Here is a 13,696-nt window from a genome sequence, read left to right as displayed (position 1 = left end):
CAGCTGACGATACGGGACATCCCCGGTGGGGTGACGGCGGCCAAAGGTATCAGGGCTGCCGGACTCTACTGCGGTATCAAAAAGGCCGGGCTCGACCTTGCTCTCGTCGTCTCGGATCGACCCGCCACCGTGGCCGGGGTCACAACCAGCAATCGGTCGAAGGCGGCCTCGGTGCTTCTCTGCGAGCGGCAACTGAAGGGCGGTAATTTCTCCGCGATTGTGGCAAATAGCGGTAATGCCAACGCCTGCACCGGACCGCAAGGCGAACGGGACGCAGCGCAGATGCGCGATCGACTTGCCGGACTCCTCGACCGTCCCGCAGGCGAAGTCTTTGTCGCCTCCACCGGGGTGATCGGCAGGCGGCTTCCAATCTCCAAGATTCTTTCTGGGATTCGCGAGGGGGTCGGGTGTCTCTCGGTTCGCGGCGGCGAGGCGGCGGCCAGGGCGATCATGACCACCGATACCCATCCAAAGGAGGCAGCGGTCAGCTTTGAACTGGACGGCAAACCCGTGGTGATCGGTGGAATGACAAAGGGATCCGGGATGATCGCGCCGAATCTGGCTACGATGCTTTGTTTCGTGGGCACCGATGCCCAGGTCTCCGCCCCTCTTCTGCGTCGGGCTCTGCGGCGGACAATCAAGGATTCCTTTAACGCCATCACGGTGGATGGGTGTATGAGTACGAACGATACCGTCTTGCTGTTTGCGAATGGGATGAGCGATACGCCGCCGCTGAAAGCCGGTACTCCAAAGTTAGCCGCGTTTGAAGAGGCCCTCTTTCAGGTTCTCTCTCGTCTGGCTACAATGATTGTAAAGGATGGGGAGGGAGCGACCAAACTTGTTCGGATAGAGGTGATGGGAGCGCGGACGACACGTGATGCCAGGGTTGCGGCGAAGGCGATTGCCAACTCCGCACTTGTCAAGACGGCCTTCTTTGGGGAGGATTGTAATTGGGGACGGATCATGTCGGCCATCGGCGCCTCGGGGATGCGATTCGATCCCAGCCGCGTGGAGATCGCCCTGGATAGGATTCCTGTGGTCCGAAAGGGGGTTGGCATGGGCGCGGCGGCAGAGCGACAGGCGGCCGCACGAATGCGCCGGCCCGAGTTTGACCTAACCGTTCATCTGCACGAGGGCGCAGCAGGAGCGGTCGTCCTGACCACCGATTTGAGTGAAGCGTATGTCAGGATCAACGCCGGGTACCGGAGCTGACCCCTCACCCTCGCCCTCTTCCCCAAATAGGGGCGAGGGGCACCAGAAAAACATTTCCTCATCCCTTCCGGGGAGAGGCTGAAGGCAAGGGGATGCATGGAGTCCGAACTTTCGTACTTATGGGTGTATTGTAGACATATGAGGTGTTGTGGGCAACCTCCTGTTTTCGCTTGTTCCGATCTATTTTGACGTGGTATAAATGCAGGGCGTTGACGAATAAAAGAACTCGTATCAACTTCACACGCCCCCTGATTCCTGCAAGGGTGCCCCCACCGGTTGTGCAGGGGTCTCGCAGGGAGGTGACGAGGGCGGAGGACACAAAACCTAGAGGGCTGCGCGAAACGTTCAGCCGAACGGAGGAGCGGTGTGGTAACGGTCACGATTAAGGAGCTATTGGAAGCAGGGGTCCACTTCGGGCATCAGACTAAGCGTTGGAACCCGAAGATGAAGAAGTTTCTCTTTGGGGAGCAGAACGGTATCTATATCATCGATCTGCAAAAAACCCTGAAGAAATTTCACGAAGCTATTGAGTTCGTGAGGGATGTGGCAACCGAAGGTCTGCCGGTCGTGTTTGTCGGAACAAAAAAACAGGCCGCTGATGTGATCGAGCAGGAGGCCAATCGTTGTGAGCAATTCTTTGTAAACCACCGTTGGCTGGGCGGGACCCTCACTAACTTCCAGACTATCAGGAAGAGCGTGAGTCGGCTGCGCCATATTGAAGAGATGGAGGCCAAGGGTGAGTGCGAGCGTCTTACGAAGAAGGAGATTGCAAAGCTGCAGCGGGAGCGACAGAAACTCGAATATACCCTGGGCGGGATTAAAGGGATGGAGCGTCTGCCCGGCGCGATATTTGTGATCGACACCAAGAAGGAGCGGATCGCCGTGTGTGAGGCCAGACGCCTCGGAATTCCGGTCGTCGCCGTTGTGGACACAAACTGCGACCCCGACGAGATCGATTACCCGATCCCTGGTAATGACGATGCGATTCGAGCCATTCGATTGATGGCGGTCCGTATGGCTGACGTTATCCAGGAGGGCCGAGCCGTGCGGCTGAAGGCGGCCGGGGAATTGGCGGCTGAGGCAATGGCAGTTGCTCAGACCGAGCCGGCCCCTTCAGTAGAAGAAACGGGTCAGGCTGAAGCGCCACTGGAGGCTTTTCAACAGATCTGAGACGCGACGACTTCAGGAAAGAGGGTGAGGATGTCAGCGACAATTCCGGCGACATTAGTGAGAGAGTTACGTGAAAAGACAGGTGTAGGGTTCATGGAGTGTAAGACCGCATTGGCCGAGGCGGAAGGGGACCTGGAGAGGGCTACGACGCTCCTCCGCGAAAAGGGGTTGGCCTCGGCCTCGAAGAAGATGGGGCGAGCGGCCTCTGACGGTTTGGTGGTTTCGTATATTCATGGTGGGGGGAAGATCGGCGTGTTGTTGGAACTGAATTGCGAAACTGACTTTGTTGCCAGGACCGACGAGTTCGGGTCACTCGCTAGAGACCTGGCGATGCAGGTAGCAGCGGCGAACCCCCAGTATGTCCGTCGGGAAGAGGTACCGGCGGAAATCCTTGAGAAGGAGCGAGGGATCCTCGTGGCGCAGGTGAAATCGTCCGGTAAACCCGAAAAGATCATCGAACAGATCGTCCAAGGGCGGCTGGCAAAGTTCTTCAGTGAGGTCTGCCTCCAGGAACAACCTTTCATTAAGGCCCCTGAAGTCAAGGTCGAGGATCGGATCAAGGAAGTTATCGCCAAGGTCGGAGAGAACATTGTTGTCCGACGCTTTTGCAGGTATCAGTTGGGCGAGAAGGTGGAGTGTGAAGCGTAATTGAGCTACGGCACCCGGCCTCCGCAGACTTCCACGAAGGTGACGCCATGGGGACGCTGAAGTACAAGCGGATCATGTTGAAAGTGAGCGGCGAGGCCCTCGCCGGTGATGAACGGTTCGGCATCAGCCCCCTGGTATTGAGCTTCCTGGCCGATGAAATTCGAGCAGTCCACGAACTTGGGGTGCAGGTTGCGGTGGTGGTGGGTGGAGGCAACATTTTTCGAGGGATTGCCGCCAGCGCCGAAGGGATGGATCGTTCCTGCGGCGACTACATCGGAATGCTGGCGACGGTGATTAACGGCCTCGCCTTGCAGGACGTACTGGAGCGAAAGGGGATTGCTACCCGAGTGCAGACCGCCATTGAAATGCGGCAGTTGGCGGAGCCATTTATTCGCCGCCGGGCCGTCCGACATCTGGAAAAGGGGCGGATCGTAATTTTTGTCGGCGGGACCGGCAATCCGTATTTCAGCACCGATACCGCGGCGGCGTTGCGGGCGATGGAGGTGGGGGCCGAGGTAGTCTTCAAGGCCACAAGGGTAGACGGGGTGTACACTGCGGATCCCCTGCTTGACCCCAGCGCCAAGAAGTTCGATGAACTCTCCTATATCGAGGTGCTCAACCGACGGTTACAGGTGATGGACTCGACGGCGATCTCGTTGTGCATGGACAATCTCTTTCCGATTGTCGTCTTCAATCTTCGCCAGCCTGGGATTCTCCGCCAGTTGGTCTTCGGCGAAAAGGTCGGGACGATTGTTCGCGGGGGTGAGACGTGCTGAAAGAGATCCAGGCGAAGGCCGACAAGGAGATGCGGAAGGCGATTGACGCCACACTGAAGGGCTTTAATGGCGTTCGAACGGGGCGAGCTTCGCTCACGTTGCTGGATGGTCTCATGGTCGAGGCTTACGGTTCAGTCGTTCCTGTCAATCAGGTGGCTACCCTGGCGGTACCTGAGACACGGATGATCACGGTGCAGCCGTGGGATCCCTCGCTGCTGACTGCCATTGAGCGGGCGTTCCGTAAGTCGGATCTGGGGATTACGCCGACCAATGATGGGAAGGTCATCAGAATTGCTATCCCGCCTCTGACCGAGGAGCGCCGAAAGGAACTGGTCAAAGTGGTCCGAAAGATTGCTGAGGAGGGTCGGGTAGCGGTCCGTAACGTTCGTCGTGAGGCCAATGAAGCGCTGAAACGAGAAGAGCGGGAGAAGGAGGCCTCAGAAGATGATGTCAAGCACGGTGTGGATGTGATCCAGGAGCTGACAAACCGGTTGATCCATGAGATTGACGGGTTGCTGGCTAAGAAGGAAAAGGAAATTATGGAGTTTTAGGGACTGTCAGCGATCAGTCGATAGCTGAAAGCTGATCGCTGTGTTGGATGAGCTTGCCCTGCAATCCCCCGTTCACCCTTCGACATGCTCAGGGCGAACGGCACTTGCATTGAAATGATTGGTGGCCTCCCGTTCGTGCTGAGCCCGTCGAAGCACAACAAGGGGTGTACAGGACAGGCTCAAATGCATCTGAAAAGGATCCTTAGCGCTGCCATCCTCCTCCCGGCTTTTCTCCTGCTGGTTCAGTTCGGAACCGCTCTTCATTTCTTCTTGCTTGTGACTCTCGCGATTCTGGTTGGACTGTATGAGTTCTATGGGATGGCAAAGGCCGGCGGTTGGCATCCGTTAACACGCCTGGGAATCGGGTGTGGTGTGGCGCTGAGTTGTATGGAGTTTTTCGGGGCGCCGGCGCCCTGGCTGATATCGGCCTTCGCGGGGGTGATCGTTCTTTTGCTGATCAGCCTCCTGGTTGCAGGCACGGATCGGAAAGAGGCTGTCTCGCGAGGGGCAATCACCCTGCTCGGTCTTATGTATGTCGCAGGGTTACTGAGCTTTCCGGCGCTCCTGCGAGCCATGGCGTTGGGGCGTACCTATATCTTTTATCTTGTGTTTGTCACTTGGGCAGGGGATACCGGGGCGTTCTATGTAGGCTCGGCGATGGGAAAGCGATTACTCTGTCCCACCGTAAGTCCCCGCAAGACCATAGAAGGGAGCGTGGGTGGGCTGATCTGTTCTGTATTGGCCTCCGGCTTGGCCACGTTCTGGTTCTGGGAGGGGCTCGGGGCCGTTGAGAGTGTGGCGATGGGATTGGGAGTGGGCGTGATGGGCCAGGTCGGGGATCTGTGCGAATCGATGTTGAAACGGAGTTTCGGGGTGAAGGATACCGGCGCGCTGATCCCAGGCCACGGTGGTCTGCTGGACCGAGTGGATAGCCTCCTCTTCGCCGGGCCTATCCTCTATGGGGCTGTCCTCGCGGGGTGGGTATGATACCGGTCTTGCTGGCTGCGCTTTCCGGCGGGCTCCTCATCCTCGCGTTCCCGGCACCAGACCTGGGATGGCTGACGTTCGTGGCCCTTGTCCCATTACTGTCGGCTATTCGAGACCAGACCCCGGTTCGAGCTTTTTATCTGGGGACGCTTGCAGGACTACTCTTTTATCTTATCAGCGTCTCCTGGGTGACGCATTCGATGACGGCATACGGCGGCGTGCCGTTTGCTCTCAGCGCGCTTGCGCTTTTCATTCTGGCCGCATACCTCGCGCTCTATCTCGGCGTGTTCGCGCTGGGCGTTTCTTGGACAGCGAATGTTCCGTGGCCTCTCAACCTGCTTGGTCCCTCAGCCTTATGGGTCGGTTTAGAGTACCTGCGGACCTATGCGCTGACAGGATTTCCCTGGATCCTCCTGGGGTACACGCAATACCGAAATAGTTTGCTCTTACCGATTGCCTCCGTCGCTGGGGTATACGGCCTGTCGTTTATCGTGGTCCTCATCAATATCGCTCTGACGCAACTGGTTGGAGGCGCGCCGTACCGTCTTCAAACGATCGGCTTGACCGGCGCGGTTGTCATGGCCCTATTGTGGTCCCCCAGACTCCTTTCACCCGCTTCGACGGCGCTCAGTACAGGGCCTTCTGCACCTGTTGGTTCCGGACAAACACTTAGAGTCGCCCTCGTGCAGGGTAACATCGATCAGGGGGTGAAGTGGGATCCGGCGATGCAGGCCGCCACCATCGAGCGATATCGTCGCCTCAGTCTGGAGGCGGTAAAGGATACACCTGCCCTCATCGTATGGCCTGAAACCGCCGTTCCTTTTTTTCTTCGGTATGAACCGGCGTTACTGGGTCGCGTCTCAGACATCGCTGCTGAGACCGGCAGCTATCTCCTGGTAGGCAGCCCGGATGCCGAGCCGCCCGCGTCCGCCGATGGCGGTACACGGTATCGGAATAGCGCGTTCCTGATCTCTCCCCAGCGGACACTCCTCAACCGGTACGATAAGATGCATATGGTTCCTTTTGGGGAGTATGTCCCCCTCAAATCGGTTCTGTTTTTTGTGCAGAAGCTAGCGTATGGAATTGGCGACTTCGAATCGGGCCAGACCTACACCGTTTTTGACATGCCGGGCGGCCGTTTTGGAGTTACCATCTGCTATGAGGCGATTTTCCCGGATCAGGTTCGACACTACGTGAAAGAAGGGGCAGAGTTCCTGGTCAATATCACGAACGATGCCTGGTTCGGCCGGTCGGCTGCTCCAACCCAGCACCTGGCCATGGCGGTCCTTCGAGCGGTCGAGAATCGCCGCTACCTGGTCCGGGCAGCCAATACGGGCATTTCCGCTATTGTGGATCCGAGCGGCCGGATCCTCCATGCCTCGGATCTCTTTGTGCCAACCGTCATTACAGACCAGATTCGCATGGAGCGAACGTACACGTTTTATACCCGTTATGGTGATCTCTTTGCGTGGATCTGTGTCATCTTTATTGTTGCAGTATTCATGGCAACGTGGGCCAGGAGCGTCGTAAGAACCGCTTCGGTGCCCGCTGTCACTTCACAGAGGAGGATGCGATGATTGCGGAGTTTGCGCGCACGCTCGATGGTCTGAAGGATAAGCTGCATATTCTCCGAGACTATCTTTGACGTTGCGGGAAAACAGTCACGTCTGGTCGCGATCGAAGAGATGCTCCATTCACAGGAATTCTGGGCCGACACCTCCCGCGCTCGGGAGATCATGAAGGAGCAACGTGCGCTTAAGGATGTTGTTGACCAACTGGAGACCATCGGGAGCGAACTCGACGAGCTGACGGTCCTGCTCGGGCTGCTGCGGGAGGAAGAAGACCCACACGCGCTGAAAGAGTTGGGGAGTTCGCTGCGGAGCCTGGAGGGTCAGATTGCCGCGCTCGAGCTGACCACCTTCATGGCGGAAGAATACGACGCGGGCAACGCGATCCTCTCCATCAATCCGGGCGCCGGCGGTACCGAGTCGCAGGACTGGGCGCAGATGTTGCTGCGGATGTACCTGCGATGGGCGGAGACCAGTCGTTATAAGACCGAGATCATCGACCTGCTCCCTGCGGAGGAGGCCGGGATCAAGAGCGCCACGGTGACGGTGACGGGCAGGTATGCGTACGGCCGCCTGAAAGCCGAAATCGGGGTCCACCGTCTGGTGCGCATCTCGCCGTTCGATGCCAGCCACCGCCGTCACACGTCCTTTGCGTCGGTCTTCGTGTTCCCGGAGATCGATGAGACCATCGAGGTGGCGATTGACGACAAGGATCTGCGTATCGACACCTATCGCTCCAGCGGGGCGGGCGGACAGCATGTGAACGTCACCGACTCGGCGGTGCGGATTACGCACCTGCCGACAGGCATCGTTGTCTCCTGCCAGAATGAGCGATCGCAGCACAAGAATAAGGCGATGGCCATGAAGGTGCTTCGAGCCAGACTGTACGACCACTATCGTCGGGAGCAAGAGAAGGAGATGGCTAAGCTTGAAGGCGAAAAGAAGGAGATTGCCTGGGGCAGCCAGATCCGTTCCTACGTTCTTGCCCCGTACCAACTCGTCAAGGATCACCGGACGGGGCTGGAGACCTCTAATGTCGACAAGGTCCTGGACGGAGAGATCGAGCCGTTCATCGATGCGTTTCTGCTGAAAGGGCGCACCTCGCCTGGCGCGGCGAAGTAAAAAGCGCCGCATGACATGGTGGCGCGCGAGATCGTGATAGCCACCGAGCGAGACGAGCGCGTAGCGTGACATGCATGGGAGGCTGCTTCGATTTTTCAACTCATATTGGGATTGACTCTGCGACACGACACACGCTTCTTCATCCTTATCAGGGCAACTCCGCCACTGTCAGGAGAGCGTCCCAGTGTTGCATCCAGCGGACCCGATTGTGTATTATGGCGGGGGGCGACTCTCCAGAATTGAGCCTTCCTGACAGATGGACTGGTGGTTGTAGGAGGCAGGATGATCGAAGCGGACAAGCTGACGAAATATTACGACAAGCATACTGCCATTCGCGATGTCTCCTTCACGGTTGATAAAGGGGAGATCGTAGGATTCCTCGGGCCGAATGGCGCCGGCAAGACCACAACGATGCGGATTTTGACCGGTTTTCTGCCGCCCAACAGCGGGACGGCACGCGTCGCCGGCTTCGACGTCCTGACCGAGTCGCTTCAGATGCGGCGACGCATCGGCTACCTGCCGGAGAACGTGCCGCTCTACACCGATATGAAGGTAGCCGACTACCTGGAGTTCGTGGCTGAGATCAAAGGCGTGGAGCGTGCGAATCGACGGCGTAAGATCGGTGAGGTGATGGAAAAGTGCGGGGTCGCCGGGGTGCGGCGGACCTTGATCGGGGCACTCTCGCGCGGTTATCGGCAGCGGGTTGGGATCGCTCAGGCGCTGCTCAACGATCCTGAGGTGCTCATCCTGGACGAGCCGACCATCGGGCTTGACCCGAAACAGATCATCGAGATCAGGCAGCTCATCAAGGCGCTGGCCGGCCAAAGTACGATCATCCTGTCGACCCACATTCTGCCCGAGGTCAGCATGATCTGTCATCGAGTGATTATCATCAACAATGGACAGATCGTAGCAGTTGACACCCCGGAGAACCTGACAGCCGGGCTTCAGAGTTCCACCAAACTGCGCATCAGGGTCGAGGGGCCAGTGAACCAGGTCGGGATCGCTCTGACCCAGCTTCCAGGCGTCCTGCGGGTCGTGGCGGAGGATGAAACGCACCTGTCTGCGTGCCACCTGTCTGCCGAACCGACAGGCGAGACCGCCAACAGCTTCGTCGTGGAGTCGGAGCGGAATTGTGATCTGCGCCGCGAGGTGTCGCGCCTGATCATTGAGCGCGGATGGGGGCTGCTGGAACTTCGCCCCGCCGACATGAGTCTGGAGGAGATCTTCGTCCGCCTGGTGACCAAAGAAGCGCAGGAGGTGCGGGAATGAATGTCCTGGCGATCTTCAAGAAAGAATGGCGAGCCTACTTTGCGTCGCCGATCGCCTACGTGATCTTAACCATCTTTGCGCTCATCTCGGGCTATTTTTTCTATAGCCTCTTCACCTTCTTCTCGCTCAGCAGCCTGCAGGCCACGATGAACCCCGGGTTCGGTCGAGGTCTGAACGCCTCCGAGTGGATCGTTCGCCCGCTCTTTCGCGATATCGCCATCACGATGCTGCTGCTGATGCCGGCGGCCACCATGCGCCTGTTTTCAGAAGAGAAGAAGACGGGGACTATCGAGCTACTCTTCTCGTATCCGATCAGGGACTGGGAGCTGCTGTTGGGTAAGTTTCTGGCGGCGCTCGCGCTGTACTCGATGATGCTCGGGATTACTCTGCTGGATATCGCAATGCTCGGATCCTTCGCCATGCTGGAATGGGGACTTATCCTGAGCGGCTACCTTGGTCTCCTGCTTCTCGGCATGGCCTTCCTGGGACTCGGGATTTTAGCCTCCTCCCTCACCGAAAACCAGGTCGTCGCGGCCGTCGGGGCCTTCGGTATACTCCTGCTGCTGTGGGTCATCGGCTGGTCCACCGAGGCGGCCGGGCCAACGCTGGGCCCCATCCTCTCGCACCTCTCGATCATCAACCATTACGACAGCTTTGCCAAGGGTACCATTGAAAGCAGGGACGTGATCTTCTACCTCAATTTCACGCTCCTCTGCCTCTTCCTGACACTCCGTTCTCTGGAATCGAAACGGTGGAGAGGCTGACCATGGACAAACTCGCTCGCTTCACCGCACCAGCCGGCCTCATCCTCCTTGTCGCGGGCGGTATTGCCTATAACATCCGTCCGGATCTGAAGGCGTGGATGGGGGGTATCCTCTTGCTCGGGGCGGTCCTCATCCTGGTCAGCGTGTATCGTTTCTTTGGTGGGATTATGGCCTGGCTGAATCGACGCTCCACGATCTCCGGACTGAACGTCGCTCTAATGACGATGCTGGTGCTGGGGATCATCGGGCTGGTGGAGGTCATCTCGGCCAAGCACAACACGCGGTTCGATCTGACCGCAGGGAAGCGGTACACCCTCGCCGATCAGACCAGGAAGGTGGTCAGAGGACTCGCTACGGATGTCCAGGTCACAGCCTTTTTCCGAGCCGACCAGGCGGAGCGCGGGCCTGCCGAAGATATCCTGCGCCAGTATGCTGACCTCTCGCAGCGGTTCCGTTTCGAGGTGGTCGATCCTGACCGGAATCCCGGCAGCGCCAAGCGGTACGGCATCGCCACCTACGGCACTACGATCTTAGAGACCAAGAACAAGGAAGAAAAAATCGCTGAGGTGGATGAGGAGCACCTGACGAATGGGCTGGTGAGGCTGCTGCGTGAAGGGACGCGGACGATCTATTTCCTGAAGGGGCACGGGGAAAACGAATTGGAGGACAGATCGCGGAACGGCTACCGGCAGGCAAAGGAAGCCATCGAGAAAGCCAACTACCAGGTCAAGGAGTTGTTGCTCCTTCGCGAACGTGAGGTCCCGCAGGACGCCTCGATACTTGTGATCAGCGGGCCGAAACGTGATCTGGATGAATCGGAGTTACAAGCTCTGCAGGCGTTTGTTGGGCGAGGCGGGAAGCTGCTCATCCAACTCGATCCGTATACGGCGCCGAGTCTGAAAGCGTTTGTGAGCCGATACGGCATCAAGGTCGGGGATGATGTGATTGTGGATCAGTACGCTCGTACTATGGGCGGCGATTACCTGATGCCCATCGTCTCGACTTACTATCCGCACGCGATCACACAGGATTTCACTCTCGCCTCCCTCTTTCCCTTCGCGCGCTCTGTAGACGTCGCAGAACAGTCGCCGCAGGGGGTGACGGTCCAGAAGCTCGGAGAGACGGGGCCGGGAAGCTGGGCGGAGACCGACAAGGGCGAGTTGAATCGCGGCCAGCTCAGTTTTGAGAAAGGGAAGGATCGACAGGGACCGGTGTCGATCGGCGTTGTCGCTACGGCAGAGGTAAAGCCGGTAACGCCGCCGGGACCCGAGGCTGGGAAGGCGGCAGCCACCGTGCAGGGGACCAACAACGGGCAGACGCAAAAGCAACCAGGGGCAGCCCGATTGGTGGTGTACGGCAACTCCGCCTTTGCCAGCAATAATTTTCTGAACTTCTCGGGTAACCGGGATCTCTTCCTGAATAGCATCAGTTGGCTGGCCGAGGAGGAGGCGATGATCTCCATCCGGCCGCGAGAGGCAAAAAGTACCCCCATCATCCTGAGCGCGGTGCAGGGGCGGATGACTTTTTGGATGCTGGTCGTCGTCGTGCCGGGCCTGTTCCTCGTCTCCGGGACATCGGTAGTCCTCGGACGAAGGCGGTCGCGATGAAGTGGCGATCGCTTGGCCTGCTCGCGCTGCTGCTGGCGCTTGTTGTTGTGGCCTACTACACCATAGAGAGCAAGAGCACACCATCCGGGTCGGACGCCAATCGATTATTCCTGGCCGAAGAGAAGGATGTCGAGAAGATCTCCATCTCACGGGGCGACGCGCTGATCGTGCTGAAGCATGAAGGCGACCTGTCTGTCGGCCAGGCAGGCGGGTGGCGGCTGATCGAGCCTGTACAGGCTGCGGCCGATGACTCAGAGGTCGTCTCGCTGCTCCATACGTTGCTGGAAGCCAGGGAAGAACGACGCATTGAGGAGGCGCCAAGAAACCTCGCTGACTATGGGCTTGAGCATCCTTCGCTCCGTCTCAGCGTGACACTCAAGGGTGGGAAAACATTACCGGCTCTCCTGCTGGGCGATCTGAACCCCAATGGCCGCTCCGTCTATGCTAAACGACCCGACGAGCCGGCGGTCTTCCTGGCGACCGTCATTGTGCGGCTCCGCGCCGATCGGAAACCGGACGATTTTCGTAACAAGACCCTACTTACACTGGAGCCGAACCAAGTCACCCAGGTCGAACTGACGGGCAAGGGACAACCGATCAGCCTCAGCCACGCCAAAGGCAAGGGGTGGGAGATCAGCAAACCGATCAAGGCCAGAGCGGACGCGGCAGTAATCGGGCAATTGTTGTGGAAGATCAAGGACACCCGCGCGACGGCATTTGTCGGCTCAGGCCCGGACGCCAAGCGCAAGTACGGCCTGGAGCATCCCGATCTCATCCTGGAGCTAAAGGACGCGAGCAGCGTGAAGCGGCTCCTGCTGAAGAAGGCTGCCGACCCACAGGTCGGACTCTACGCCATGGCCGAGCCCGGAGAGGGCGTGGTAACCATCGATTCGGCCTTTCTGGACAGCTTACCAAACGGACCGGACGGCTTCAAACAAGCAATCCCATCCGCATCGTCCTCACCCTGATCAGGAAATCTCGAAGTAACCAAAGGAGCTGAAGGCGTCAGGCTTCAGAAGGTGGTCGTCCACTCTCCTGCATGAAACGCCAGTGCAGCGCAAACGAGAGGGCGGTATAGTAAATCGGATACAGCAGAGACCAGGCGACCAGCGAGGGCGATGAGTCGGGAAGCTGCCAGAGGATGATCAGGAGCGCCGCCACCCACAGGATACCCAGTGTGATGTTCAGAGGGCGAAGAGTTTGAGTACGGCCGGGATAGATATATCTGATCGGCACCAGCACCATCACCGCCGCAAAGAGGGTGAAGACCGCATTGAACCAGAGAGGACTCCTCCCGACATAGTAGTAGAAGGCCAGGATGTTCCAGTATGAAGGAAATCCGGTGAAAAAATGATCCGGCGTCTTGGCGGAGATATGACAGAAACGGTAGGCGCTGGTAAGCAGCGGAAAAGGTAAGATCCAGATCGAGACCGACGCCGGCAACAAGTTGGCTTCATGGATCAACACAATAGGAACGATCACAAAATTTAGATAATCAACGATGTCGTCAAGTTTCGTCCCATCGAATTGGGGCAAAACCTCTTTGACCCGAGCCAGTCGCGCCAGCGGCCCATCTACAGCATCGATCATGACGGCCAGCAGCATCCCGAAAAACGCCCCGCGATAATCGCCCCTGTGTACGGCGACAAGGCACCAGACGCCGACGACCGCCCCCAAGGCGGTAAAAAGATGCACTACCCACGCCATCATCCGATGCCGATGACGGACACCTGCCGCATCACGGTTCCTTACGCTCGACCCCCTCACCTTCATCCTCTCCCCTCTGGGGAGAGGAGTCTTTTTACTTCCCCCCCCTCGCCCCCCTTGGATAGGAGGCGGCGGGGATAAGGAGGGTCAAGCCCCGCAGCACTTCTTATATTTCCGGCCACTGCCGCAGGGGCACAGGTCATTGCGTCCGATCTTCTTCCCGACGACCTTGATCGGCGCGGTCGCGGCGGCCGGGCGCAGGGACCGCGCCGCCGGGCTCGGCGGTGCGCCGGGCTGCGCGCGCAGGGGCGG

The 13,696-nt window shown here is 58.6% G+C and carries 11 protein-coding genes and 3 pseudogenes; 12 read left to right on the top strand and 2 right to left on the bottom strand.

Annotation, left to right across the window (positions count from 1 at the left end; genetic code table 11):
• Positions 1-9: 9 nt before the first annotated feature.
• The 12 genes and pseudogenes from argJ (at position 10) to KGL31_10385 (ending at position 12,645) form a co-directional block, all read left to right on the top strand.
• Positions 10-1,212 carry a bifunctional glutamate N-acetyltransferase/amino-acid acetyltransferase ArgJ gene (gene argJ / locus KGL31_10440; GenBank protein MDE2322314.1) on the top strand — a complete coding sequence of 401 codons (1,203 nt, stop codon included), beginning with the start codon at positions 10-12 and terminating at the stop codon, positions 1,210-1,212.
• A gap of 366 nt (positions 1,213-1,578) precedes the next feature.
• Complete coding sequence (gene rpsB, locus KGL31_10435) at positions 1,579-2,382, top strand: 30S ribosomal protein S2 (GenBank protein ID MDE2322313.1); 804 nt, start codon at positions 1,579-1,581, stop codon at positions 2,380-2,382.
• Positions 2,383-2,412: 30 nt separating this feature from the next.
• A complete protein-coding gene (gene tsf, locus KGL31_10430) occupies positions 2,413-3,030 on the top strand; it encodes a translation elongation factor Ts (protein MDE2322312.1) in 618 nt (205 codons plus the stop codon).
• Between the two features lie 47 nt (positions 3,031-3,077).
• Entirely contained in the window at positions 3,078-3,806 is a 729-nt protein-coding gene (locus KGL31_10425; GenBank protein ID MDE2322311.1) for a UMP kinase, read from the top strand.
• 29 nt (positions 3,807-3,835) lie between these two features.
• Positions 3,836-4,357: a ribosome recycling factor gene (frr, locus tag KGL31_10420; GenBank protein ID MDE2322310.1), complete on the top strand. Its 522-nt coding sequence runs from the start codon at positions 3,836-3,838 to the stop codon at positions 4,355-4,357.
• 183 nt (positions 4,358-4,540) lie between these two features.
• Positions 4,541-5,344, top strand: coding sequence for a phosphatidate cytidylyltransferase (locus KGL31_10415; protein MDE2322309.1), 804 nt, complete (start codon positions 4,541-4,543; stop codon positions 5,342-5,344).
• Positions 5,341-6,780: pseudogene (lnt, locus tag KGL31_10410) on the top strand (apolipoprotein N-acyltransferase). Before KGL31_10415 ends, lnt begins: the two are co-directional and overlap by 4 nt.
• Before the next feature lie 132 nt (positions 6,781-6,912).
• Positions 6,913-8,034 (top strand): annotated as a pseudogene (gene prfB / locus KGL31_10405) (peptide chain release factor 2).
• A 282-nt stretch (positions 8,035-8,316) separates the two neighbouring features.
• The gene (locus KGL31_10400) at positions 8,317-9,306 is read left to right on the top strand and encodes an ATP-binding cassette domain-containing protein (GenBank protein ID MDE2322308.1); all 990 of its coding nucleotides are present in this window, start codon (positions 8,317-8,319) and stop codon (positions 9,304-9,306) included.
• A complete protein-coding gene (locus tag KGL31_10395; GenBank protein MDE2322307.1) occupies positions 9,303-10,070 on the top strand; it encodes an ABC transporter permease subunit in 768 nt (255 codons plus the stop codon). Before KGL31_10400 ends, KGL31_10395 begins: the two co-directional genes overlap by 4 nt.
• Before the next feature lie 2 nt (positions 10,071-10,072).
• Positions 10,073-11,677 (top strand): GldG family protein, encoded by a 1,605-nt coding sequence (locus KGL31_10390; GenBank protein MDE2322306.1) that lies wholly within the window; start codon positions 10,073-10,075, stop codon positions 11,675-11,677.
• Positions 11,674-12,645: a DUF4340 domain-containing protein gene (locus KGL31_10385; GenBank protein ID MDE2322305.1), complete on the top strand. Its 972-nt coding sequence runs from the start codon at positions 11,674-11,676 to the stop codon at positions 12,643-12,645. Before KGL31_10390 ends, KGL31_10385 begins: the two co-directional genes overlap by 4 nt.
• Positions 12,646-12,682: 37 nt before the next feature.
• Here KGL31_10385 and KGL31_10380 read toward each other — a convergent pair whose 3' ends face one another.
• Positions 12,683-13,450 (bottom strand): CDP-diacylglycerol O-phosphatidyltransferase, encoded by a 768-nt coding sequence (locus KGL31_10380; GenBank protein ID MDE2322304.1) that lies wholly within the window; start codon positions 13,448-13,450, stop codon positions 12,683-12,685.
• 81 nt (positions 13,451-13,531) lie between these two features.
• Positions 13,532-13,612: pseudogene (locus tag KGL31_10375) on the bottom strand (SEC-C domain-containing protein).
• Between the last annotated feature and the right edge of the window lie 84 nt (positions 13,613-13,696).

The organism is Candidatus Methylomirabilota bacterium (genome assembly GCA_028870115.1).
GTDB lineage: Bacteria > Methylomirabilota > Methylomirabilia > Methylomirabilales > Methylomirabilaceae > Methylomirabilis.
The sequence above is the reverse complement of the archived record's forward strand: the minus strand, read 5'-3'. Positions and strand labels throughout refer to the sequence as shown.